This window comes from Gardnerella sp. DNF01157 (assembly GCF_049244225.1).
In the GTDB taxonomy this organism is placed as follows: domain Bacteria; phylum Actinomycetota; class Actinomycetes; order Actinomycetales; family Bifidobacteriaceae; genus Bifidobacterium; species Bifidobacterium leopoldii.
Genome location: NZ_CP058388.1, coordinates 974,209 through 1,001,090 on the forward strand (window position 1 = coordinate 974,209; position 26,882 = coordinate 1,001,090).

The window sequence follows — 26,882 nt, forward strand, 5'->3', positions numbered from 1 at the left end:
ATCAAATTAGAACGATGGTTTTATACGTGATATCAGCGTAAACGTGTCAAATGCGCAATACTGCTTCAATACAAAGCTCAAGAGCATACGCTTTAGAATCCCCACCCCAATTGCGCTCATCATAATTTTCAACATCATGCAAAGTATCTGCAGTATAAAGAATCTCACCCCAAACAATCTCGCGCATTTGCGCACAAGCTGCTAAAGCAGAACACTCCATTTCAACAACCGCGCATCCCTCCTGCTTACGGTTAGCAACTTTTGTCTTAGTTTCACGGAAAAATCCATCCGTAGTCCACGTCTTAACTTCATGATAAGGCAAATTATGCGCCTGCAAAGTTTGCAAAATAGCACGCCTCGAGCGCTCTGAAACATCAACATAACGACTTGGAGGCAAATAATGATAAGAAGTCCCCTCATCCCTTAAAGCTTTATACGGAACCAAAAAAACGTTTTCCGCATAATCAACTAGCGATCCGCAAGAACCAGCACTAACAACTTCACTAACACCGTAAGAAATCAACCAATCTAAGATCTGAACAGCGGCAGGAGCGCCAACCGGGGCCTGTACTAAGCAGATTTTTTGTGTTTCTTCTTCTACTTCGCTGTTTGTATTTTCTTTTACTGTATCTCCTACTTTTTCTTCCAAAACATATATCGGATATTTTTTGGTTGCAGATTCAAAATTTGCTACAATCGTAGCTTTCCTACTTAAAGCATACTGATCAATTTCATCGCCTAAGAAAGCAAAAACCGCTTTAGATGGAAGCTGAACAGAAATATTATCGTGTTTTGGCATTAAAACTGCACTTTTATCGGAATCATACTCTAAAATTGGTAAATTATATTCTGTCATATAATCAACTCCATCCTACAAGCCATTCAATCCTATATACAAATACACACATTAATACGCAAAGATCACAAAATGGTCAATTGCTGCAAATTCGCACTTAATGGCCACTAGAGAATCATATTTTCTGCATCATGTCCTGTCTTTTATAAAACCGCAGCAATCGATTTCTGCTAACTCAATAAAACCAGCTGACTTATAAAAAGCAATAGTTTTTTCAGTACAATCCGTAGTCAATTGAATTTGACGAACATTAGGATAACAATCCACAATCGCCTTTAACAAAGCAGACCCTATCCCCTGCCTTTGATGCTTAGGCAAAACAAGGATATCCTGGATAAGAACAACCGTATATCCGTCGCCAACAGCTCTAACAATGCCAACTAGCTCATCACTTTTATATGCAGCTAAAACCTTGAGCGAATTGTTAAAACCATTTTCCAAAGCAACTAAATCATCTGTGTACGCAGACCAACCAACGGAATCATACAACCTTAAAATATCTTTGCTATTATACTTTTCATACTCTTTTATTTGAACATCTGCTAAATTCATTGACAATAACACCCCCGAATACTGTGCAATCAACGTTGAAACCCTAAATTTTCTAGCGTAATCGCTCAGTATATCAAGTCGCCTATCTCTTCTTTTAACATAGGACTTTAATGCACCAAAGACAACCCGTGCATTCGTGTACTACTATAGCGCTTTGACCGAGATTGAAACCATTGGGATTTCAATTTCCTTCAATGCAAAAAACTCACTTGGATTGGAAGTACTGTGAACCTCCAACGTGAGTTTCGTAAGAGATCTAACTAGCGAGCTTCTCACCGAATTTGTTTATTTAGAGGGTACACAAGTAAATAAAAACAAGAGCACTTCCCCGAATTTGTTTACTTATCAGCTATATAAGTAAACAAAAACAAGCGTCAGTAAACAAAACGGCCTTAACTATCAACTAGTCAAGGCCGCCTCATTTACTTTATAAGACTTTACGAAGCCTTATAAAAGCGCGTAAAACTTCAACTTACGCAAGTAAACACTAGTTATCTTACGGATTTTGCTTCAAACACTCTCCTCAATCGCACAACAGCGAAACCAGCAATAGCAAAACCTAAAGCAGAAATCAACGCAACAACTGAAGCTGACTCACCAGTCTTAGGCATATCTGGAACATGCTTTTCAGTCTTATGCTCAACAACAGGAGATTTCACATATTCATGCGCTGTATTATGTTCATGCTCCGACTTAGGCGCATGAGATAGCTCTTGTTTAGTCTCCGGAGTTTGAGATTCAGGAACTGACAATGGATTCTCCATCCCTGATTCAGGCTCAAAAGGTGCAGGCAAAATTGGATCTGGAGTAGGTGCTGGTTTCAGATTCTTCGTAAAGATGGCATATACAGTCGTATCACTATTTACTATGGTTTTACCAGTAAACGCAGTACCTTTACCATCCGCCTTAGTATTCCACTCTTTAAACGTGTAGCCATCTTTAGTTGGATTCTTAGGCATTGACTGATCTTTTAACACATCCATATCAATAGCCTTACCAGTTTCCACCTTTACCGTTTGAGTCTTATCGCCATCCTTAAATGTAACCGTGCTTCGAATCTGCTTCCACTGAGCAGTAAACGCAGTATTAGCATTCAACGTATACATATCACCAGGCTTGTAGGCTTTACCAGCAGCATCCACCCAGTTTAAGAACTGATAATCTTCGCGCGTAGGAGCTTGGGCAATTGTAATTTTTTTACCAACTATAGTTGTTACTTCGTCCTTCGTGTTCTCATTTTTATCATTGAACACTCCTCCATTTGCGTTAAAAGTCGCACGAGCATTCCACTGTGCGCGAAGTAAAAATACGCCGTCATACAATGGGTCTAATTTCTCATCATTCCACGACATCCAATCGCGACTATAATCAGAAAATGGCGATTTGCTATTCCAGTAGTAGCGTTTGCCTACAACATTTTTTTGTCTATACGACTCAGTATCAGGTAGCTCGGTGTACCATCCGCCAAACACTAAATTATCTTTTGTTGGGTCAGCTGGAAAATCAACCGTATTATCTTTTTTTACTATATTTGTTATTGAGTCCGACTTACCGTCAACTTTTCCTCCCTGCAAGTCGAATTTAACCTTCATTTGAGCTAGCGAAATACGCACAGGCATACTACTATCAACAACTACTTGGAACTGAGAATAATTTTTAATTGGTTTAGAATACGTGTAATCAGACTCCCAGGAAAGATGATAGTTATCAGGAAGCTTTGAAGTATCAACTTTGATAGTTACTTTTTCACCATTTGCAAAACTTCCAACAGTACGTTCACAGTGACCATTTAATTCTTTCTTAACTTCAAATTCATGCCCTTGTCCATCAATAACCGTTATGGGAAGATTTTTCCACATTTCTTCCATGCCAGTACTAAGCTGTCCAAGCGCCCCAGGCGTTGTATGACCTTTTCCTAATTTTTCTGCATAATTCATAGATATGTGAAGCGGCTGCTTATTCGCATTATTCACTCCAGCAGCCTGAGCTGTCACTGTTCCAGCAAAAAGTCCAATCGTAGCTACAAAAGCAACTGCTAGACTAATAACTTTTTTTATTATTTTATTATTCATTTTTTATTTCCAGCCAAACTAACTATTATCGTAACAATAATTTTTATTAAATTTCGAAAATTTATATAGTGCAAACGCAAAACCAAAAATGCGTGTAAATATGCAGAACCACTAACCTATTTCAATACAAAATAAACAATGTATAGAGTGGTGAGACGATAAAAATTATGTTACGAAAAAGACAGCATCACGCTGTCTGTCTGTCTGTCTGTCTGTCTGTCTGTCTGTCTGTCTGTCTGTCTGTCTGTCTGTCTGTCTGTCTGTCTGTCTGTCTGTCTGTCTGTCTGTCTGTCTGTCTGTCTGTCTGTCTGTCTGTCTGTCGAGGATTATATTTTTCATGATCTCAGTTTGTCAACTTCCGTACCGAATTAACATGCCAATTATAACAAACAAACTTAGCAAATTCCAGTATAAGATAACTCACAAATAAATTATCAAATCTGCTAAACAACCAACTCTCAAAAGCAGCAATAACGAAAATGCATGAAAGTAACATATAATTTCTTAAAATTAAGTTTGGCAAACACAAAATAGGATCATAGAGCACAAATTAAGATTAGCGAACTTAAATTAAGTTTGACAAACGCAAATCCATTCGCTATAGTTTCCACTTATCACCATTTCGACGAGTAAAGGAGTGCACATGTATCATACAAATATGATGACAAATTGTTGTTGTAACGTATGCTGTTGCGCATTTCTTAATCGAAATGATGTTTTCAAGCACTGACTGTGCATAACATCTAGCCTGTGTTAAAAGCATTTACGTTAGAACACAGCAAATGACGATTTAAGAAACAGCGCGCTGTTTCTTTTTTTATGCCAAAATTCGAATATAAAACGTTGAAAAGATAACAATTTAATACGGATTAGATATTAAACAGATAAATGGCATTTTTTAGAAACAACTAATAAACAACAATCTCTTTATTAATAAAAAATTATTTTTTAAAAATTAAAAATAAACAAAATTAAACAAATTAAATTAAACAAAACAAACAAGTAAGGGGAAATATTATGTCTAACATCTACAAGTCCGTGCAAGAACTCGTAGGTCACACTCCACTTCTGGAGCTTACTCACATTGAAAAAGAGTACAATCTAGCAGCAAAAATCCTCGTAAAACTCGAATACTTCAACCCAGCAGGTTCCGTAAAAGACCGCATCGCAAAGCAGATGATTGAAGAAGCAGAAACCACAGGCACAATTAAGCCAGGCTCAGTAATTGTTGAGCCAACTTCTGGAAACACTGGCATTGGTCTTGCAATGATTGCACAAACAAAAGGATACAAAAGCATTATTGTAATGCCAGAAAGCATGTCTATTGAACGCCGAAAACTTATGAAAGCATACGGGGCAGAACTCGTGCTCACACCTGCTGCAGAAGGAATGAAAGGCGCTATTGCAAAAGCGAAAGAAATCGTTGAAAACACTCCAAACGCGTGGACTCCAGGACAGTTTACCAATCAAGCAAATGTGCACGCGCACTACAACACAACCGGCCCAGAAATTTGGCAAGACACTAATGGAAACGTAGATATGCTCATTGCTGGTGTTGGAACAGGCGGCACAATCACTGGTACAGGAACATATTTAAAAGAGCAAAATCCGCAGCTTGAAGTAATTGCAGTAGAACCAGCCGACTCCCCTGTGCTCGCAGGCGGCAAGCCAGGAGCGCACAAGATTCAAGGAATCGGTGCAGGATTCGTGCCAGATGTGCTCAACCAAAACATTTACGATCGTATTGTTCATGTAACAAATGAAAACGCAATTGAAAGCGGCAAGCTTATAAGCAAAAAAGAAGGCGTTCTCGTAGGCATTTCTTCCGGAGCTGCGGTTTGGACAGCAATCCAAGAAGCAAAAAGAGAAGAAAATGCAGGCAAAACCATCGTTGCAATACTTCCAGATTCAGGCGATAGATACTTGTCTACTGCATTATTTGAAAACTAACTGTATTTAGTAGCACTACTATAAACACGCAAGTTTTGATTAAATAATATGTGCAAATATTAATTAGTAATTAAAACGAGAAAATAAAGAAAACAAAGAAAATACTGGAGATTAATGTATGAATGAGCATCTTGACCTTATAAACAAACTCAATTCAATTCATGATTCTGACATAAGGCAAGCTACATTCATACCTAACTATCACAATATTATTGCGCTCATACATGCAACTCAGGTGTTACTTTTGCCTGAGTTGCATGCACGCAATGTAAGTAACGATACTGCGCAACTCAATGCTACTTTGAATACCGTTACTTCAAACGCGTTAGACACTATAGAACGCATTATATTCCACGAACTTCAATCCTATACAAGCAACTCAATTAAAATTCAAGAAACTTGCAATCAATTCATACATAAACTTCCTGCAATTAAAAAGTTACTTTTAACAGATATTCAAGCAATATACGAAGGCGATCCTGCTTGCACAAGCAAAGTAGAAGTCACGCTCGCATACCCTGGTTTTTACGCAATGCTTATTCACCGCACAGCTCACGCACTCTACGAGCTTAACGTGCCACTAATTCCTAGACTTATGAGCGAATATGCTCATAGAAAAACCGGAATTGACATTCATCCAGGAGCAAAAATTGGTGCATATTTTTGCATTGATCACGGAACTGGCATTGTAATTGGCGAAACAACTGTAATCGGCGAGCATGTTAAGCTTTACCAAGGAGTAACGCTTGGTGCGAAAAGCTTTGCACTAGACGAGAACGGAAATCCTATAAAAGGTGGAAAGCGACATCCAAATATTGGGAATAATGTTGTAATTTACGCAAACGCAACAATCTTAGGCGGAGAAACCACAATAGGAAGCGGAAGTATAATCGCAGCAAACGCGTGGATCAACCGCAGCATTCCTGCAAACACAACCTACCACTTCCCTAAAGTCTAATGCGCGCTAAAATACTGATTCCACTTCTACTATTTTATTTGAACATCTGTTAGATTCATTTACAATAAACATCCAAATATAATAAAAGTGCGCGCTCATAAAAACGTAAAAACGTAAGAACGCACACTAGCAAGAATACTTAGCAAAAACTAGCAACAGCTAGAACAGCTACTTTTTAAGTTGCACAGTCTCGTGATCCCTGCCCATCTTAAACTTAATACCTGCACGCTGCCACATGCGATATTCGCCAACCGCAGTAAAGAGAACATCCGTGGAAGAGTTAAGTGCAGTTTCGCAAGAATCCTGAATAACGCCAATAATAAGACCAATAGCAACTACTTGCATAGCGATATCGTTTGAAATGCCAAATGACGAGCATGCAAGAGGTATAAGCAAAAGCGAACCACCAGCTACACCAGATGCACCTGCAGCAGAAACTGCAGAAAGCACAGAAAGAATCACAGCCGTTGGAATATCAACGCGAATACCAAGCGTGTGAGCAGCGCACAAAGACATGATAGAAATAGTTATAGCAGCTCCGCTCATATTAATAGTTGAACCAAGCGGTATTGAAACAGAGTAATTATCTTTGTTAAATCCAAGCTTTTCGCACAAATTCATATTTACAGGAATGTTCGCAGCAGAAGAACGCATGAAGAACGCTGTAACACCCGAATCGCGCAAAGTTCTAAAAACAAGAGGATACGGATTCTTACGCGTAAGCACGAAAACCAAAATAGGATTAAGAATCAAAGCAACAACAGCCATTGTGCCTACTAACAAAGCAATAACGAAACCATACTCGCTAAAAATACGAAGACCGTTACTTGCAACTGTTGTATAAACAAGACCCATAATGCCAAAAGGTGCTGCGTTAATAATCCAGTGGACAATTTTTCCAATAGCAGATGAAACGTTATCGAAAAATGCTTTTGTAGAAGGCTCGGCTAATCGCAGGGCAACACCGAAAGCAATTGCCCAGAAGAGGATACCAATAAAGTTACCTTTAACGAGAGCGTCTACAGGATTAACAACAATATTTAGCACAAGTGAATTAAGCACCTCACCAATTCCTTGAGGAGAAGGCGAAGACGCTGCTGCAACATGAGCAAAAGTAAAATCAACAGGGAAAATCATAGCAGCACATACAGCTACAAGGCTTGCAGTAAACGTAGATAGCGCGTACAGCCCTATTACCAATTTCATATTGCCAACACTTTTTGCTTGCGCAAGCGCACCAATAACTAGGCAAAATACTAAAATTGGCGCAACAGATTTAAGCGCACTGACGAAAAGTTTTCCCATAAGATCTAGCACATAGACGTGAGCTGGCACAAAAATACCAAGCGCAGCACCGAGAAAAAGACCAATTACAATGCGTAAAATAAGGTCAATGTTATTCCATTTTTGAACAATCTTGTGCATGAGAGTCTCCTGTATAGTAATTTGTGCAGAATGTTTTATACTCTTTTACGTGTATTAGCACTTGCAAGATTTTATTTTTTAAAGATTATACATAAGGATGCATATATATGCAAATCGTTAAGGTTTAATGTTTCAATGTTTCAATAACTTAGCAACTCAGTGACTAAACACTTCAATAAGTGCTTTGTAAGCAAGATAACTCTTAAAATATAGTAAGCAACAATAACTTCCCGTGTAATCGCAAACTAAAATAGCAAAATGCCTCACTTTGCGTAGTAAAGAAAGACGCAAAGTGAGGCACATTTTACATTAACTTCATTATGCTAATTAACCCAATACTCAGCAAACTTACTGAATACAATTAAACAAGCATTAAGCAGCTCTAAAACTAGCTGATCTGCAATAACCAGACCAGCTAGCAAATATTCTACTTATTACTATGATGAGAAGTACCACGACGCTTAGCCGAGAAAAGCGCAGCACCAGCAGCACTAAGAGTTGCAGCAAACAAGCCAAACACAGACACGTCACTACCAGTCTTACTAAGCTGAGCAACACTACCACTCTTCAACACCTGAGCGCGCACAGAAGCACGAACATCAGCCGCATGAGCCTTAGCAGCAGCCAAAGCCTTACGAGCAGCAGAAAGATTCTGAACCGCAGCATCAACCTGAGCCTGAGTAGCGTTAGGATCAGCAGCAACCTTCTTAGCCTCAGCCAAAGCAGCATCAAGAGCAACCTGAGCCTTAGCAACTTGAGCATCCGCCTGCTTCACAGCCGGATTATTCTCAACAGCTGCATTCACAACAGCAGAATTTACGCCATTAGCATTATTAGCGTTAGCGTTGGCAGCGTTGGTGTTAGCAGCGTTACCTGCATTACCAGAGTTTACGCCAGCACCAGCTTTACCAGCTACGTTGGCAGAATTACCAGTATTAGCACCAGTATTACCGTTACCAGCATTTCCAGGCTGCGAATCAGACTCAGCACCCTGAATCTGAACATTCAACTCACCCTTATCCACAGTAATAGGCGCATTATCATTCACACCATAACCAGCTTCAGAACCAGCAGTTCCAGTTCCAGCACCAGCACCAGTTCCAGCATTACCTGTTCCGACATTGCCTGTTCCAGAACCAGAACCAATATTGCCGATTCCAGTATTGCCGATTCCAGTATTGCCGATTCCAGCACCGTTATACTTATTCGCAATACTGTTCTTTGCAGCCTGAAGATCCTTCAACGCAGCATCAACTTGAGCCTGGGTAGCATTCGGATCAGCAAGCACACGTTTAGCCTCAGCCAACGCCTTCTTATATACATCCAAATCAGGAGCTTCACCAAGCAAGTAGGCAAATGACTTGCTAAAGTGAGAATCATCATCAACTTCAGCTTGCAATACCGTCTTATTAACACCATTCAAAGCATCTTTAGCATTCTTAAGATTCTTTAACGCAGTATTAACAAGAGCTTGACGATCTGCTTGAGACTTAGCAGCAACTTCCACGCCCTTACCAGCAGGATCAGCTAGCTTAGATATAAGCTCCTTCGCATCTTGCAAAGCCTTATTATATGTTTGCTGCTTTTCAGCAGTATCATACGCGTATTTTACAGATTCTTTCACACTATTCTCAAGAGCAATCTCAGCTTGCAAATCAGCAATATCAACACCATTTAGTGCAGCAGCTGCGGTTTGAAGTCGAAGCAGCGCAACATTAACAGCAGTCTGCTTCTGATCAGAAGTATTCGCTGATTGAGCATTCTCCGCATCAGCAAGAGCAGACTCAGCATTCTTAAGAGCAGTATCATACGCAGATTTCTTATCCTGAACAGCATTCGTATACTGTACGGACTTCTTCAAAGAATCAGCTTTGTCAACTTCAGCCTGCAACTTAGACGTATCTACAGTTCCATTAAGAGCATTAGAAGCATTCTTAAGAGCAGTAGTAGCATCAGAAATTTCTTTCTCTGTTGCACCCTTCTTAGCAAGAATAGTCTGAGCAGTTTGCAAAGCCTGATCAAACGCAGTCTTCTTAGTATCAGAAGCATTCGTGTAAGCAACAGTCTTCTTCTTCGACTCAGCATCAGTCACAGCCGCCTGCAAACCAGAAGCATCATGACCATCTAAACCAGTAACAGCATTCTTAAGAGCAGTAGTAGCATCAGAAATTTCTTTCTCTGTTGCACCCTTCTTAGCAAGAATAGTCTGAGCAGTTTGCAAAGCCTGATCAAACGCAGTCTTCTTAGTATCAGAAGCATTCGTGTAAGCAACAGTCTTCTTCTTCGACTCAGCATCAGTCACAGCCGCCTGCAAACCAGAAGCATCATGACCATCTAAACCAGTAACAGCATTCTTAAGAGCAGTAGTAGCATCAGAAATTTCTTTCTCTGTTGCACCCTTCTTAGCAAGAATAGTCTGAGCAGTTTGCAAAGCCTGATCAAACGCAGTCTTCTTAGTATCAGAAGCATTCGTGTAAGCAACAGTCTTCTTCTTCGACTCAGCATCAGTCACAGCCGCCTGCAAACCAGAAGCATCATGACCATCTAAACCAGTAACAGCATTCTTAAGAGCAGTAGTAGCATCAGAAATTTCTTTCTCTGTTGCACCCTTCTTAGCAAGAATAGTCTGAGCAGTTTGCAAAGCCTGATCAAACGCAGTCTTCTTAGTATCAGAAGCATTCGTGTAAGCAACAGTCTTCTTCTTCGACTCAGCATCAGTCACAGCCGCCTGCAAACCAGAAGCATCATGACCATCTAAACCAGTAACAGCATTCTTAAGAGCAGTAGTAGCATCAGAAATTTCTTTCTCTGTTGCACCCTTCTTAGCAAGAATAGTCTGAGCAGTTTGCAAAGCCTGATCAAACGCAGTCTTCTTAGTATCAGAAGCATTCGTGTAAGCAACAGTCTTCTTCTTCGACTCAGCATCAGTCACAGCCGCCTGCAAACCAGAAGCATCATGACCATCTAAACCAGTAACAGCATTCTTAAGAGCAGTAGTAGCATCAGAAATTTCTTTCTCTGTTGCACCCTTCTTAGCAAGAATAGTCTGAGCAGTTTGCAAAGCCTGATCAAACGCAGTCTTCTTAGTATCAGAAGCATTCGTGTAAGCAACAGTCTTCTTCTTCGACTCAGCATCAGTCACAGCCGCCTGCAAACCAGAAGCATCATGACCATCTAAACCAGTAACAGCATTCTTAAGAGCAGTGATAGCGCGAGTAATCTCATCTGCTGTTGCACCAGCTTTCTTTACAATACCTTCTGCAGAAGCTATAGCATTGTCGAGAGCAGCTTGCTTCCCAGCAGAAGCATTCTTATAAGAAACATCATTCTTCTTATCTTTTACTTCTGTGAGCTTTGTTACCAATTGAGTCTTGTCGTTACCGTCAAGAGCGTTAATGGCATTAGTAAGTTGAGTTAATGCATCATTAACAGCTTTCTGCTTATCCTCAGGAGACTTAGCAGCCTCACCAGGTTTTTGAGTTGCTGTAGATTTAGCATCAGCAAGAGCAGACTCAGCCTGTTGCAAAGCCGAATCAACAGCTTGCTTCTTTGCTTCAGAAGCATTCTCATACTTAGCATCGCCAGCAGATTGAGGGTTAGTCGACTTCTTCAGCTTCTTAGCCTCAGCAACTTTCTGCTCAAGTCCAGTTATATTGACTTTGCCATCAAGAGCAGCTTTAGCAGAATTGATAGCATCAACAGCTTGAGCTACTTTCTCAGCAGTTGCATTAGCATCAGTAAGCACTGCATTACCATCAGCAATAGCTTCATTGTAAGTAATTTTCTTAGTCTGATCTGCATTAATATAAGCAATCGTCTTCTTGAAATCAGCATCATTGTTAATAAGTGTTTGCAGCGCAGACTTATCAACAGTTTTGCCACCGAGATCCTGAACAGCCTTTTCTAATGCCTTCTTAATCTCATCAACCTTGGCACCATCAGCATTCATACCCTTAGTTGCATCAACAAGAGTAGATGCATTTGTGAACGCACTATCAAAAGCAGTCTTCTTATTATCTTTATAATCAGGCTTTGCTGTAAGAGTAGACTTCTGGCCATTAACAAGAGTCACAAGATCCTTGAGCGACTTCATCTTGCCGTCAAGCTCTTTAGCCTTAGTAACAACAGCAGTGATAGCGGTCTTGACCTTCTCAATAGTCTTCATATTCTCATTGGTCGGGTCAGTTTCAATATCATCAATCTCTGCTTTAAGCGCATCCTTCTGAGCTTTGTTAAGATTGGTGAGCTTATCTACTTCAGATTTAGCATCCTTTTTAGCTTTCTTTAGCTCAGCTTCCTCAAGAATACCCTCAACTTCTCGCAAATCCTTAACACTGTCAATGCGACCGGTTAAATCATTGGCTTCTTGTTCAGTAAGACTGTTATTCTTCTTCAGCTCAGCAATCTTCTTCTTAGCTGCAGCTTTAGCATCCTCAAACTCAGCATTGTTGAGAATCTCTGCAACTTTATCAAGATCTTTAGCGCTATCAATTTCACCCTGATACTTCTGCTTTTGCTCTGAAGTAAGGTTCGTAAGCTTACCGATAGTATCCTTAGCAGTTTGCTTAGCAGCATCAAGACCATTGTTATTACTGCTATCAGCAGCAGTCTGATTCTGAGTAGCCTTTTCTTTAGCCTGTTGCTTTATAGTATTTATAGCATTCTCATCAGTTGCCTGCAGAATCTTCTTAATAAACTGCTTCTTATCTTCAGGCGTAAGATTCTTATAATCTTTACCATTGCTAATTTCATCAATAGCAGCCTGCTTTTGCTTATCAAGCTCAGCTTTCTTCTTAGCTTCTTCAGCCTTGCCTGTGTCTTGATGTTCTTGCTGATTCTGAGTTTGTATATCAGTATCAACCTTCGTATCATCTTTCTGCTGCTGCTGTTTCTGTTGTTGCTCAGCCTGCTGATCAGCTTGTTGCTGCTGCTTATTATGCTCTTCCTGTTTCTTTTGATCCTGTTCCTTTTGGAACTCGTTTATCTTCTCACGAATCTTTTCAGGATCAGTCTCGCCACCAATCTTCTTATCAAGTTCAGTCTTTTGCGCAGGAGTCAAACCAAGATCATTCTTAGCATCATTAATCTGCTTCTGAGCATCTTTCTTTTTCTTCTCATCTTTACCATGCTTATCAGCAGACTTAATAATCTTGTCTACATCTTCTGGCTTAGTGATCTTATCAATATCACTCTGATGATCTTTCTTGAACTTATCAATCTCATCCTTACCCAAGCCATGCTTCTGAAGAATCTTGTCAATAAGATTCCCAGCTTCCTTCTTAAGTGCTTCAGGATTAGGAGCGGCAGCATTAGATACGAAGCAGTCGTCCTTAGTAAGAGTAAATACTGTTCCTGGATTCCAGCCACTAAGTTTCTTCACTTCAATTCCATTGTCACCATGATAAATAGAGAGTATTCCATCACCACTACGACCGTTAGACAGAGTAAGACCTGAACCATTTTTAACATCCCACTTATCTTTGTAAGCATAGAGTTTCATACCACCTGTAGATGTAGGATCAGGAGAGCTAAACATAGGCAAGAGATCACTTTGACTGTTAATAAAGGTATCTGTTATTGCAGTTTGTCCTGATTTTGCTTGCCAGTTATCTTGAATAAACCTACGGGCAAAATTATTCCAATCAGCATCCTGCGGTTTATCCTTATCATTAATAGCAATTTTTGTGATGTTATATTTATATCCACTCTTACTCACACCAGTTTTAAGCGTTGGCTTTTCTGGATTACCTTTGGTATATACCAACTCAGAATAGTCGAAGATAGAAGTTGAATCATCATTAAACTTAACAGTCATAGTATGCTTATCATTATCAAATGTGATAGCACTATTTTCATTCTTACCTTTTAGCTTGCTTTGAAGCTCATTATTGGCTGTTAAGATAGCTTGCCTAATAGTTGACTGTTCTTTTTCTTGAATCTTCTTAGCATCTTGTACAGGTGTACGAGCTGGAAGCGTAATGTAAGTAGTCTCATTAAGCTTCTTCGCTTGATACACCAGCTTGCTGCCATCGAGCTTATCAGTAGACTTATCAGTATAAGTGATAGTCACGTTGCCTTTATTATCTACTGTAATAGATTTCTTAGCTTCTTCTAGATTGTTAGGCTTACCAATTGCATCTATGAAGTCAGCTTTAGTTTTATTGGCTTCATAAACTTTCTTCACAAGTTCTGTTTGCTCACCTTGAGTCAACCCTTGTGGGTTTCCAACAGCCATTGGAACTGGATAGTACGGCGTAAACTTATCCGCAAGTGAACGCTGCTTCTTTACAAGATACTTGCCTTCAATTGTCTTAGTGGAAGGAGTGCCAATTTTATCATCAAACGTGATAGTCGCTTTGCCGTTAGCATCAACAGTTACACTCTTGATATTCTTATCTTTATTAGCATTCTTAATAGCATCTTCAACTTGCTTCTTCTCTGACTGATCAAGAGCAGTTGGATTCTTCACAGAAGTCAAAGCTGGATACGTAATTTTTGTGCGCTCTGACAATGGCACGTAGCGTTTAGTCAGATTCTCCTTAAAAATAGTATCCGTAGAGTTATCTTTGTACGTTACCGTTGCGCTACCATCGTTATTGACTTTTACAGCCTTCTTGAAAGCCTCTTCAGTAGGAACTTCCGGCATATCTTTAAGCTTTTTCAGTACATCAGCATTATTCTTATTAGCTTCCCACAACTTTGTAAGAACATTATTCTTTTCGTCTTGTGCAAGGTTCTTGCCATATTTCGCAGAATCAACCTCTACTTTATCAGTAGGATAATTGAGTTCCAACTCTTGTGAGTATTTTGGCAACGTCGGCGCAAGCTCAACCTTACCAGCAGTGTAATGCCAGTTGCCCATCACTTGGTACACACCTGCAGCAAACTTCAAAGGCTTCGTTTTATCATTCAGTTTAATAACGAAGCTAATCTTAGATCTTCTATTGCCTCTACTCTCCCAGTTAATAATCAAAGCGCTAGTAGCATTCTTATACTCCCTAGAAGTATCGAGAGTATCACCAGATTTATCATAACCGCCGGCTTCACCGGTCATTCTTTCCCAGTTACTCTTAAATTCAGCACCTTGCGCTTTATTATTATCAAACCAGAAACGGCTTACAGACTGATCCCAAGCAGCCTTTGTATATTGTGTACCTGTTTTTTGAGAAGCCGAACCACCAGTCAACTCTTCGTCCTTATACAAAGTAATGCTATCGTCTACAATCGTGACGTCCTTAGGCACGCTCGCCCACCAGAATGGTCGACCGCCCCACCATTCACCATGAGAATTAAACTGGTACTCAACCTTATAGTACTGACCGAATGTTGCCCTATCAGCCTTGTCTTTATCAGTTTCCTTATTCTTATCACAAGGAACTGCGTTAATATCCACGTATTTCTGTACTTGCGTAGAAGAATCGCGATTTGCATACCTATAGCTACCATCAGGAAGATTAAAACCATTAGCCCAAGCTTGATGAGTTGGCAAACCAGCACCACAAGCAAGCAAGCTTGCCAATGTTGCAGTCACAGCAATTTTCGGTAAACGTGAAACCGCATACGACTTACATGCTTCTAAACGAGTTCCACTTATCTCTTTCGCCATTGAACGAAGTGTACTCGGCTTCAAATACGCGTAATTCTTAGACACATGTAAAGCATTTTTAGCAGCTTGTGTTTTCTTAACCATTAGCAGTCCTCACTTGTATATTTTCTCTTCAACTCGCTCTGCAGACATAAACTCACATCTTGTAAAAGAGCTTGTTAACAGAGCAAAGGATACCCCCCCCCCCGCGTAATAATTCAAGTAATATAGACAAAAACTACCATGTGATTAAGGTCACAACTATATTCAATATTAATTATTCCAAATAATCATGCGAGCGCCGCATAGCTAGTATTTGGCAACTGTGGTAAAACAGCCAGCAAACCGGCAGTAAAAGTCAGCGCAAGTATAGGCAACAGATGCCATTGGAACGTAGACGAGAATGCAAATCCAATCCAAGATCCAGTAGTAGCACCAATCGCAAACGCAAGGCGCGCCCAACCAGAAAACTTAGCGAGCGCACTTCCTTTGAACAGAATCTGACGCGCAACAATAATCGGCTCCACCAACAACATTCCACCAATCGATTCAAGGAAGAATGCAACCCACATTATTGGCAAAAGACTACTAAACATAAAGCAATAAGCAAGCAAGCTCACAACAATTCCTAAAACCGCTATTTTTCTTAAACCGAGTTTTTGAGACGAATGCGCATATAAAACGGACGCAAGCACGCTTCCTACGCCACTGAAAATATACAGTATTGTTAAGGATTTAGAGCCATATTGCTTACCAAGACCAAGAAGAATATAAGAAACAGAGCATGCAGGAATAAAAGCAACCAAAAGAGATCCGGCAAGAAGCATGATTTTACTCTTGAGCGATGGATTCGCAGATTTCTTAATAGTAGATTGATTATCTGCAGATTTGGAATCTGCTTTATTTTCCAGTTCCGTTTGCTTTTCTTGATTTTCTTGCGATTCATTCTCTACATCTTGCGATGCTTCCTCTTCTACGCAAGACGCTTGCGAAATATCTTGTTTCATAATAAATCGCGTAGCACAAGCCGCAAAAGAAGTCACGGACGAGAAAATCAAAACCGCAGGAATTGACCAGCTTGCAATCCAAGATCCAAGCGGAGAGCCGAGCAAGGTTCCTGTAACACTCGCCAAAATACTCACAATGCCGCTGTAGTTGACAATCATGCCGTCATCGCCGCCGGCAGCATCAACCTCGAAAACTTCGCTAGCGATATCAATCACTTGCCCGGTAATCAACAATGCGCAAGAAAGAGCTACAAGCGACCACTTCCAAGCTAGAGAGCCAAGCATAAGAAGCGGCAGCAAACTGAGCACGCCTTCTACGCCTTCAGTCATAGCAAGAGCGCGAAAACCGCCAAGCTTATCAACAATCCAACCAGAGCATGGCGAAAGAAAATCGGCAACCGTCATAAAAGTCTTACGAAAACCAATCACCCAAGCCGGCAAGCCAACAATAATAATCGAAGGCAAAACCGAGCCTTCATACGCCTGATTGCCGAGCATAGAAAAACAAAAGCCAACAAGCGCCCATCGCAATGCCGGACTAATAGATCTCATACGAATAAAAATATTATCTTTGCTAAAAATCGTCTTCACAGCAACTAACTCTCCCCTAAAAACTTTTTCAAAATAATGCAAACTTACATAACTACTCGCATGATTACTTGCAAATTGCTATCCAACTTAAATAATTCACTACAAACTACACAAATCCAATAGCTTATTTGACAAATTTGATAACACTATACTCTCGTTTAAAAAAAAAGCAAAATTTGCATCTAAAGCCCTGAGAAACCATCCTAAAACTACTACGAGTTTCTCCACTAGCAATCACAAATAAGAGACTTGATAATACTCAGTCTCACCTTGCGTAGTAGGCGTCCAAGACAATTGTAAACAGAGAGTTGTTAATTTTTTTGTTTGCTAATTTTTTGTTCAATAATTTTATCGGTAAATGCCTTTAAAAATTCTCTAGAATTACTCCAGCCTACGCCATTGTTTAATCCCGAGAAATCAAAACCAGATATTTCATCTAGAGCTTTACTACAAACCCATTCATACATTCCAGCCTCTTTGCTTTTATATATTATTAGGAATAATGGTTTCATTGCTTTTTTACCCAACGACACAACACTCTTGTATTGTTTAGAATATATTACATCGTTATACCATTGTCCTGTCAGCCAATGGTATTTATCTTTGATCCCCTTTTCACCAATCTCATCGCATAGATTTTGTAATTGTTTAGCCACATATGTGAGAACCTTTTCATCTATGTTTTTTATGAGCAAAGTTTCATCAACACCATTTTTACTTACCTCTTTCCAGTCAACATCTTCATTATTTTCTGAGTGTTTTTCATTCCTTGCAGACTTTTTATTTTCTGTTTTTACTTCTCTATTATTATCGCTAAAACTATTTTGATTCTTACAACCTGAAATAAGTGACATAATGCAAACTACCACAGTCAAAAAAGCATAATGCTTGATATGCTTCATTTATGCCTCCTCTACAACTTAATCTTTACCTAATTGCAGCTACGATTCTCATGTTCAATCTTCACTTTGTTCTTCACCATCATCTGCCAAATATTTATTCATCTCGGAGTACAAATCATCTTTGAGTTTAATAAAACTGACGGGATGTAAATTATGGACAAAGAATGCATATATGCAATCTACAAAATAATTGTAGCTAAAAATCATCCGACAATCCACAGGATTTTATTCCATACATAAACAGATGTATAGGCAAAATAAGTGCACTTTTTAACGATAGGAAAGACTATCGTTAAAAGGTTTAAGATTGGCTTGATAACTTGATTTTTGAGCATAAAAACATCCTAGAAGCACCCCTAGGCTGGATTTTCAACATTCCAAATGCTCACATTCTTTCGACTTTTACGGAGCCGAAGCTTAGAGCAAAAGGACTTGAATACTATCTTATTAAGAATGAGAGAATCCCCGAGCTTGCCATTTATTCGTTTGATTCAGGTGAACGTTTTGAGCCTGATTTCTTGCTTTTTATTCGTGAGAAAGAGTATGAGGATGTTAAAACATATCAAGCATATGTCGAACCTAAAGGTAGTCAACTTTTATTTGAAGATGGGTGGAAAGAAAAATTCTTAGGACAGATTAAAAACAACTACAAGATTAACGATATTCTAGGAAGAGGATACAAGATTATAGGCCTTCCATTCTTTAATCAAGAAAACAGAATGTCTGAATTCGACATTCAGTATCAAAATTATAGTGAGGTAATAAACTACAACATTTGTTCAGCGATTACCCAATCACAAATCTGCGACACACCATAAGCCGTATAACAAATTACGAAAATAATAAGAAATTTTCGAAAAATATATGATGTTATAACATTTAGCAAAAAATTTTCATTTAGAGCACCCCCCCCCCCCGTAGGAAATTTTACAGTCTAAACTAATTTAAAACTGAAAAATATCATGAAAAATAACAAAAAATGATAGAATTTTAAATAAACCCGTTGAGATGGAGAGTTTTGTGACTAGTGTTGGCAAAATTTGTCATAGAATTCGTTCTATTTATTTAAAAATTCATTAAAGATTAGGAAAAATTAAGGAGATTGTTATGACAACGGTTAACCCTTCAAAACATACATCATCAAAATCTTCTAGAAAGCGTTCCGCACACAATGTACACACGCTTCCGTTAGCAACAATGGCTGCTTTACTGACAGCAGCAACCTGCTTAGGCAGCCAACCTGCCATGGCTGTTCCAACAACCACAATTCCTACACCAACGTACACTTCAACAGCTAAAAAGCTTACGAATAGCACAGGTTCTGTGTATCAAGATCGTGAAGCTGATGTGGTTGTTAACAATCCAGAATGGCTTAAAACTCCTAGTATTCTTGAGTTCCAGCGTTATCGTTCTACTAACGATGAAAATAAAGATAAAAAGACAATGAATTCCGACGAGTATGGTAGCGATGATCACAATACTCTGATTAAAAAAACGGACATGTATGCACATATCGAAACAATAGATGGTGCTAAATATCTCGTGTTCGACGTGTTCTTCAACAATGATGCTCAGCCGATGGTAAAGTTCTCAAAAAGGCAGTGGTATATATGGCAAGTACCATACCAAATTGCTAAGTTAAAGTCCGATGGTTTGTTCGAAAACGACACGATTCGCGACTTACGTTTTGACGCTTACAAACTTAAAGATGCATCACAAAATGACAAATTAAAACGCAAGATGAACTTTACTCTTTCGCGCGATTTTGCCAAGTTTGAAAAAGTAGACAATCAGTCAACAACTATAAACTTCCCAAATGATAGCGAGAAGAACTTCGGCGTAAGAAATCCTTCAAGATTCCAGTATAGTTTAGGACCGAATCTAACAAGCGATTCACAATATGAAGCAAATATGAAGAGTCTATTCCATGAAAATTATCAGGATTACGCTATTGGTAAAGCAACTTACCCAGATTACCCATATAGTAGTAAGAATTATGGAATAGGTATTCAAACTACAGAAGTAAATCTTGCATTCCATATGCATGCCGCAGTAAAGCTTAACGATACAGCAATTAACGAAAAAGCTACGACGTATGATGAAAAGTACGCTAATATACATAATGCTTGGACTTGGGCAGATTCTGCAACATATGGAAGAACAACAAGCTCATCCTACGCGTGGGTTTCTGGACGAGATCCACAATCTGACGAAGATAAAAAATTACAACGCCACAAGGATGACAGTGAAGCGCCAAAAATTTATTACAAAGACACTGAAGTAACTGACAATCAGACCATTCAACTTAATATAGGCGATAAACTAAGCTTCACTACCACCGATAACAAGGGTTATATTGAGAAGTTTAGTATTTCTGGTTTAACAAAAAATCCTACAGTCACGCAAGGCGATGGAAGCGAAAAGAAACCGCTTCCATCAGTCGACATCAAAGTTACTAAAAAAATGAACGGCAAGGAAGTAACTATTACTTCCGAGGATGGCTCTGGCAACGTTACCACACGCAAAGTTAAAGTCGAAGTTACTACACTTGCTGACGAACATCCTATTACCGGTAAAACCATTGATGTTACCGTTGGTGATAAATTACCGGAATTGACAAAACTTGTTGAGATTAAAGACGGCAACAAGCTTGAAAAGCAGCCAGACTTAAGGTGGAACGGCACTGCTCCAAAAACTGATACAGTTGGCGTATTCACCTATGAAAGAAAGATTAAGGGAGAATACTCCGATAAGTCCAAGAATTTTGCAGATGTAACCATCAATGTTAAACCACAGAAGCCAGTTATCGACACTGATCTGACTAATCTTGCTGGAAAGAAAGGGCAGAAAGTAACAGTATCTGTTGGAAGCGGCATTCCTACTGACGCTAAAGTTACTACAACAGTTAAACTGTTTGATAAAAATGGCAAGGAAATCGGCTCTACTACAACGATTAACGGTGGTAAAGCGGAGATTACTGTTGATGGTGAAATTCCTGCAGGCGACGTATATGCAACAACGACTGTAAAGAAGCCTGATGAAAAGACTCCTAAAGTAACAACTCAAGGATTTGAACTAACTTCAGAAAACAGTGACAAAAAACAAGCTACTGCGCCTAAGGATACTCAAAACCCAACAATTACTGCTACTGCCGATTCATTGTCTGTAGCAGTTGGGCAAGATCTGAAGATTCACATTGTTGCTAAAGATGATGTGAAGGTTGAAGAAGTACCTAATGCAAATGCTTTGATGCAAGGTTTAGGTCTTGAACTTAACGAACTCTCATCTCGAATAAAATCAAGTCAAACAACTAATACTGATAAAGAAAAGGATTTTGATCTTACAGTTAAGAATATGCAGCCGAAGGAAGTTGGCACACATACTATAACCTTCACGGTAAAAGACTCGGCAGGAAAAACCGGCACCGCAAAGCTAACCATAACCGTGAAGCCAGCTGCTCCAACCGTCACGCCTCAAAATGATGGTTCTGTTGACGTAACACCAGCAGCCGGTACTGATAGTCTGGAAATCACTTATACGCCAGAAGGTGAAACCAACCCGAAGACCATCACTGTCAAGAAAGGCAATGACGGCAAGTGGAAGGGTGATAACACTCCAGAAGGCGTAACCGTTGATGAAGGAACTGGTAAAGTCACTATTCCAGCAAACAAAGTCAAAGACGGCAGTGAGGTAACCGCTAAGGATAAGAAGGGTAACACCGCTTCCGATAGCGCCACTGGTAAAGCCGGAAACAACCCAACTACTCCAGAAGCTAAGCCAGCTGCTCCAACCGTCACGCCTCAAAATGATGGTTCTGTTGACGTAACACCAGCAGCCGGTACTGATAGTCTGGAAATCACTTATACGCCAGAAGGTGAAACCAACCCGAAGACCATCACTGTCAAGAAAGGCAATGACGGCAAGTGGAAGGGTGATAACACTCCAGAAGGCGTAACCGTTGATGAAGGAACTGGTAAAGTCACTATTCCAGCAAACAAAGTCAAAGACGGCAGTGAGGTAACCGCTAAGGATAAGAAGGGTAACACCGCTTCCGATAGCGCCACTGGTAAAGCCGGAAACAACCCAACTACTCCAGAAGCTAAGCCAGCTGCTCCAACCGTCACGCCTCAAAATGATGGTTCTGTTGACGTAACACCAGCAGCCGGTACTGATAGTCTGGAAATCACTTATACGCCAGAAGGTGAAACCAACCCGAAGACCATCACTGTCAAGAAAGGCAATGACGGCAAGTGGAAGGGTGATAACACTCCAGAAGGCGTAACCGTTGATGAAGGAACTGGTAAAGTCACTATTCCAGCAAACAAAGTCAAAGACGGCAGTGAGGTAACCGCTAAGGATAAGAAGGGTAACACCGCTTCCGATAGCGCCACTGGTAAAGCCGGAAACAACCCAACTACTCCAGAAGCTAAGCCAGCTGCTCCAACCGTCACGCCTCAAAATGATGGTTCTGTTGACGTAACACCAGCAGCCGGTACTGATAGTCTGGAAATCACTTATACGCCAGAAGGTGAAACCAACCCGAAGACCATCACTGTCAAGAAAGGCAATGACGGCAAGTGGAAGGGTGATAACACTCCAGAAGGCGTAACCGTTGATGAAGGAACTGGTAAAGTCACTATTCCAGCAAACAAAGTCAAAGACGGCAGTGAGGTAACCGCTAAGGATAAGAAGGGTAACACCGCTTCCGATAGCGCCACTGGTAAAGCCGGAAACAACCCAACTACTCCAGAAGCTAAGCCAGCTGCTCCAACCGTCACGCCTCAAAATGATGGTTCTGTTGACGTAACACCAGCAGCCGGTACTGATAGTCTGGAAATCACTTATACGCCAGAAGGTGAAACCAACCCGAAGACCATCACTGTCAAGAAAGGCAATGACGGCAAGTGGAAGGGTGATAACACTCCAGAAGGCGTAACCGTTGATGAAGGAACTGGTAAAGTCACTATTCCAGCAAACAAAGTCAAAGACGGCAGTGAGGTAACCGCTAAGGATAAGAAGGGTAACACCGCTTCCGATAGCGCCACTGGTAAAGCCGGAAACAACCCAACTACTCCAGAAGCTAAGCCAGCTGCTCCAACCGTCACGCCTCAAAATGATGGTTCTGTTGACGTAACACCAGCAGCCGGTACTGATAGTCTGGAAATCACTTATACGCCAGAAGGTGAAACCAACCCGAAGACCATCACTGTCAAGAAAGGCAATGACGGCAAGTGGAAGGGTGATAACACTCCAGAAGGCGTAACCGTTGATGAAGGAACTGGTAAAGTCACTATTCCAGCAAACAAAGTCAAAGACGGCAGTGAGGTAACCGCTAAGGATAAGAAGGGTAACACCGCTTCCGATAGCGCCACTGGTAAAGCCGGAAACAACCCAACTACTCCAGAAGCTAAGCCAGCTGCTCCAACCGTCACGCCTCAAAATGATGGTTCTGTTGACGTAACACCAGCAGCCGGTACTGATAGTCTGGAAATCACTTATACGCCAGAAGGTGAAACCAACCCGAAGACCATCACTGTCAAGAAAGGCAATGACGGCAAGTGGAAGGGTGATAACACTCCAGAAGGCGTAACCGTTGATGAAGGAACTGGTAAAGTCACTATTCCAGCAAACAAAGTCAAAGACGGCAGTGAGGTAACCGCTAAGGATAAGAAGGGTAACACCGCTTCCGATAGCGCCACTGGTAAAGCCGGAAACAACCCAACTACTCCAGAAGCTAAGCCAGCTGCTCCAACCGTCACGCCTCAAAATGATGGTTCTGTTGACGTAACACCAGCAGCCGGTACTGATAGTCTGGAAATCACTTATACGCCAGAAGGTGAAACCAACCCGAAGACCATCACTGTCAAGAAAGGCAATGACGGCAAGTGGAAGGGTGATAACACTCCAGAAGGCGTAACCGTTGATGAAGGAACTGGTAAAGTCACTATTCCAGCAAACAAAGTCAAAGACGGCAGTGAGGTAACCGCTAAGGATAAGAAGGGTAACACCGCTTCCGATAGCGCCACTGGTAAAGCCGGAAACAACCCAACTACTCCAGAAGCTAAGCCAGCTGCTCCAACCGTCACGCCTCAAAATGATGGTTCTGTTGACGTAACACCAGCAGCCGGTACTGATAGTCTGGAAATCACTTATACGCCAGAAGGTGAAACCAACCCGAAGACCATCACTGTCAAGAAAGGCAATGACGGCAAGTGGAAGGGTGATAACACTCCAGAAGGCGTAACCGTTGATGAAGGAACTGGTAAAGTCACTATTCCAGCAAACAAAGTCAAAGACGGCAGTGAGGTAACCGCTAAGGATAAGAAGGGTAACACCGCTTCCGATAGCGCCACTGGTAAAGCCGGAAACAACCCAACTACTCCAGAAGCTAAGCCAGCTGCTCCAACCGTCACGCCTCAAAATGATGGTTCTGTTGACGTAACACCAGCAGCCGGTACTGATAGTCTGGAAATCACTTATACGCCAGAAGGTGAAACCAACCCGAAGACCATCACTGTCAAGAAAGGCAATGACGGCAAGTGGAAGGGTGATAACACTCCAGAAGGCGTAACCGTTGATGAAGGAACTGGTAAAGTCACTATTCCAGCAAACAAAGTCAAAGACGGCAGTGAGGTAACCGCTAAGGATAAGAAGGGTAACACCGCTTCCGATAGCGCCACTGGTAAAGCCGGAAACAACCCAACTACTCCAGAAGCTAAGCCAGCTGCTCCAACCGTCACGCCTCAAAATGATGGTTCTGTTGACGTAACACCAGCAGCCGGTACTGATAGTCTGGAAATCACTTATACGCCAGAAGGTGAAACCAACCCGAAGACCATCACTGTCAAGAAAGGCAATGACGGCAAGTGGAAGGGTGATAACACTCCAGAAGGCGTAACCGTTGATGAAGGAACTGGTAAAGTCACTATTCCAGCAAACAAAGTCAAAGACGGCAGTGAGGTAACCGCTAAGGATAAGAAGGGTAACACCGCTTCCGATAGCGCCACTGGTAAAGCCGGAAACAACCCAACTACTCCAGAAGCTAAGCCAGCTGCTCCAACCGTCACGCCTCAAAATGATGGTTCTGTTGACGTAACACCAGCAGCCGGTACTGATAGTCTGGAAATCACTTATACGCCAGAAGGTGAAACCAACCCGAAGACCATCACTGTCAAGAAAGGCAATGACGGCAAGTGGAAGGGTGATAACACTCCAGAAGGCGTAACCGTTGATGAAGGAACTGGTAAAGTCACTATTCCAGCAAACAAAGTCAAAGACGGCAGTGAGGTAACCGCTAAGGATAAGAAGGGTAACACCGCTTCCGATAGCGCCACTGGTAAAGCCGGAAACAACCCAACTACTCCAGAAGCTAAGCCAGCTGCTCCAACCGTCACGCCTCAAAATGATGGTTCTGTTGACGTAACACCAGCAGCCGGTACTGATAGTCTGGAAATCACTTATACGCCAGAAGGTGAAACCAACCCGAAGACCATCACTGTCAAGAAAGGCAATGACGGCAAGTGGAAGGGTGATAACACTCCAGAAGGCGTAACCGTTGATGAAGGAACTGGTAAAGTCACTATTCCAGCAAACAAAGTCAAAGACGGCAGTGAGGTAACCGCTAAGGATAAGAAGGGTAACACCGCTTCCGATAGCGCCACTGGTAAAGCCGGAAACAACCCAACTACTCCAGAAGCTAAGCCAGCTGCTCCAACCGTCACGCCTCAAAATGATGGTTCTGTTGACGTAACACCAGCAGCCGGTACTGATAGTCTGGAAATCACTTATACGCCAGAAGGTGAAACCAACCCGAAGACCATCACTGTCAAGAAAGGCAATGACGGCAAGTGGAAGGGTGATAACACTCCAGAAGGCGTAACCGTTGATGAAGGAACTGGTAAAGTCACTATTCCAGCAAACAAAGTCAAAGACGGCAGTGAGGTAACCGCTAAGGATAAGAAGGGTAACACCGCTTCCGATAGCGCCACTGGTAAAGCCGGAAACAACCCAACTACTCCAGAAGCTAAGCCAGCTGCTCCAACCGTCACGCCTCAAAATGATGGTTCTGTTGACGTAACACCAGCAGCCGGTACTGATAGTCTGGAAATCACTTATACGCCAGAAGGTGAAACCAACCCGAAGACCATCACTGTCAAGAAAGGCAATGACGGCAAGTGGAAGGGTGATAACACTCCAGAAGGCGTAACCGTTGATGAAGGAACTGGTAAAGTCACTATTCCAGCAAACAAAGTCAAAGACGGCAGTGAGGTAACCGCTAAGGATAAGAAGGGTAACACCGCTTCCGATAGCGCCACTGGTAAAGCCGGAAACAACGGCGGAAATTCTGGTTCTGGAACAGGTTCTGATTCCGGTTCTGATTCCGGTTCTGGTTCTGAGACTGGAAACAGCAATGGTTCTGAATCTGATTCGGGTAACGATTCCACGTCTAACAACGCTGGTAACGCTGAAACCGGTAATGCTGGCAACGGCAAAGCTGGTAATGCATCCACTGGTGCTTCAGGTTCCAACGTATCTACTAAGTCTGGCAACAAGGTTCCTGCAAAGCATTCGTCCCAATTAGTAAAGACTGGTGCTGAAGTGGAACGAGTAGGATTGATCAGCGCAATGATTGGTGTACTGGGAGCTGCAGCAGCATTCTTCTCTCGCAAGAAGAATCGCGAGTAAAAAAGTTCACCTACAAAATTAAACAAAAGTAAACTAATAATTGAAAATAATTAAGAAAAAGGAGCTGAGCCACAAACCCAGCTCCTTTTTCTATATCGCTGCTCACTTACACATATAAACTCTTGTATTGTGATTCAAAACATATCTTATTTAAGAAGAACCATCTTTGAATATATTCAAATAAGCGATAATAAAATCAATAAAAAACAATTTTTGACAGAATTGCAATATAAAAATTGTTCTTAAACAACATTTCCGCACATAAACAGATGGGTGCAAAGTGTGTGCACTTTTTAACG

Annotated in this window: 11 protein-coding genes; 4 read left to right on the plus strand and 7 right to left on the minus strand. The window is 41.2% G+C overall.

Annotated elements, in window-relative coordinates; all coding sequences use genetic code 11:
- Positions 1–46: 46 nt before the first annotated feature.
- The 3 genes from HXT38_RS03595 to HXT38_RS03605 form a co-directional block, all read right to left on the minus strand.
- Entirely contained in the window at positions 47–856 is an 810-nt protein-coding gene (locus HXT38_RS03595) for a nucleoside phosphorylase (RefSeq protein WP_421791644.1), read from the minus strand.
- Positions 857–985: 129 nt separating this feature from the next.
- Entirely contained in the window at positions 986–1,408 is a 423-nt protein-coding gene (locus tag HXT38_RS03600; protein ID WP_004119964.1) for a GNAT family N-acetyltransferase, read from the minus strand.
- A 491-nt stretch (positions 1,409–1,899) separates the two neighbouring features.
- Positions 1,900–3,480: an InlB B-repeat-containing protein gene (locus tag HXT38_RS03605; protein ID WP_415705872.1), complete on the minus strand. Its 1,581-nt coding sequence runs from the start codon at positions 3,478–3,480 to the stop codon at positions 1,900–1,902.
- A gap of 1,017 nt (positions 3,481–4,497) precedes the next feature.
- Here HXT38_RS03605 and cysK point away from each other — a divergent pair.
- Together cysK and epsC are read left to right on the plus strand one after the other, a co-directional pair.
- Positions 4,498–5,430, plus strand: a complete 933-nt coding sequence (gene cysK / locus HXT38_RS03610) for a cysteine synthase A (RefSeq protein WP_421791646.1) — start codon at positions 4,498–4,500, stop codon at positions 5,428–5,430.
- A 118-nt stretch (positions 5,431–5,548) separates the two neighbouring features.
- Positions 5,549–6,388: a serine O-acetyltransferase EpsC gene (gene epsC, locus HXT38_RS03615; RefSeq protein WP_004119974.1), complete on the plus strand. Its 840-nt coding sequence runs from the start codon at positions 5,549–5,551 to the stop codon at positions 6,386–6,388.
- A gap of 168 nt (positions 6,389–6,556) precedes the next feature.
- Here epsC and sstT read toward each other — a convergent pair whose 3' ends face one another.
- From sstT to HXT38_RS03635, 4 genes are all read right to left on the minus strand, one after another.
- On the minus strand, positions 6,557–7,813 hold the full coding sequence (gene sstT / locus HXT38_RS03620; protein ID WP_116971439.1) for a serine/threonine transporter SstT: 1,257 nt from the start codon (positions 7,811–7,813) through the stop codon (positions 6,557–6,559).
- Between the two features lie 427 nt (positions 7,814–8,240).
- Complete coding sequence (locus HXT38_RS03625; protein WP_421791648.1) at positions 8,241–15,503, minus strand: GA module; 7,263 nt, start codon at positions 15,501–15,503, stop codon at positions 8,241–8,243.
- 185 nt (positions 15,504–15,688) lie between these two features.
- A complete protein-coding gene (locus tag HXT38_RS03630; protein WP_421791650.1) occupies positions 15,689–16,996 on the minus strand; it encodes an MFS transporter in 1,308 nt (435 codons plus the stop codon).
- A 311-nt stretch (positions 16,997–17,307) separates the two neighbouring features.
- Complete coding sequence (locus HXT38_RS03635) at positions 17,308–17,898, minus strand: hypothetical protein (RefSeq protein ID WP_116442655.1); 591 nt, start codon at positions 17,896–17,898, stop codon at positions 17,308–17,310.
- A gap of 320 nt (positions 17,899–18,218) precedes the next feature.
- On the opposite strand from HXT38_RS03635, the gene HXT38_RS03640 reads away from it, so the two are divergent.
- Positions 18,219–18,716, plus strand: a complete 498-nt coding sequence (locus HXT38_RS03640) for a hypothetical protein (RefSeq protein WP_421791652.1) — start codon at positions 18,219–18,221, stop codon at positions 18,714–18,716.
- A 289-nt stretch (positions 18,717–19,005) separates the two neighbouring features.
- Complete coding sequence (locus HXT38_RS03645) at positions 19,006–26,583, plus strand: hypothetical protein (protein WP_421791654.1); 7,578 nt, start codon at positions 19,006–19,008, stop codon at positions 26,581–26,583.
- Positions 26,584–26,882: the final 299 nt, after the last annotated feature.

Excerpts from the sequence above, each read along its gene's own strand:
- HXT38_RS03595 (WP_421791644.1), bottom strand. The coding sequence starts at position 856 with ATGACAGAATATAATTTACCAATTTTAGAGTATGATTCCGATAAAAGT.
- HXT38_RS03600 (WP_004119964.1), bottom strand. The coding sequence starts at position 1,408 with ATGAATTTAGCAGATGTTCAAATAAAAGAGTATGAAAAGTATAATAGC.
- HXT38_RS03605 (WP_415705872.1), bottom strand. The coding sequence starts at position 3,480 with ATGAATAATAAAATAATAAAAAAAGTTATTAGTCTAGCAGTTGCTTTT.
- cysK (WP_421791646.1), top strand. The coding sequence starts at position 4,498 with ATGTCTAACATCTACAAGTCCGTGCAAGAACTCGTAGGTCACACTCCA.
- epsC (WP_004119974.1), top strand. The coding sequence starts at position 5,549 with ATGAATGAGCATCTTGACCTTATAAACAAACTCAATTCAATTCATGAT.
- sstT (WP_116971439.1), bottom strand. The coding sequence starts at position 7,813 with ATGCACAAGATTGTTCAAAAATGGAATAACATTGACCTTATTTTACGC.
- HXT38_RS03625 (WP_421791648.1), bottom strand. The coding sequence starts at position 15,503 with ATGGTTAAGAAAACACAAGCTGCTAAAAATGCTTTACATGTGTCTAAG.
- HXT38_RS03635 (WP_116442655.1), bottom strand. The coding sequence starts at position 17,898 with ATGAAGCATATCAAGCATTATGCTTTTTTGACTGTGGTAGTTTGCATT.
- HXT38_RS03645 (WP_421791654.1), top strand. The coding sequence starts at position 19,006 with ATGACAACGGTTAACCCTTCAAAACATACATCATCAAAATCTTCTAGA.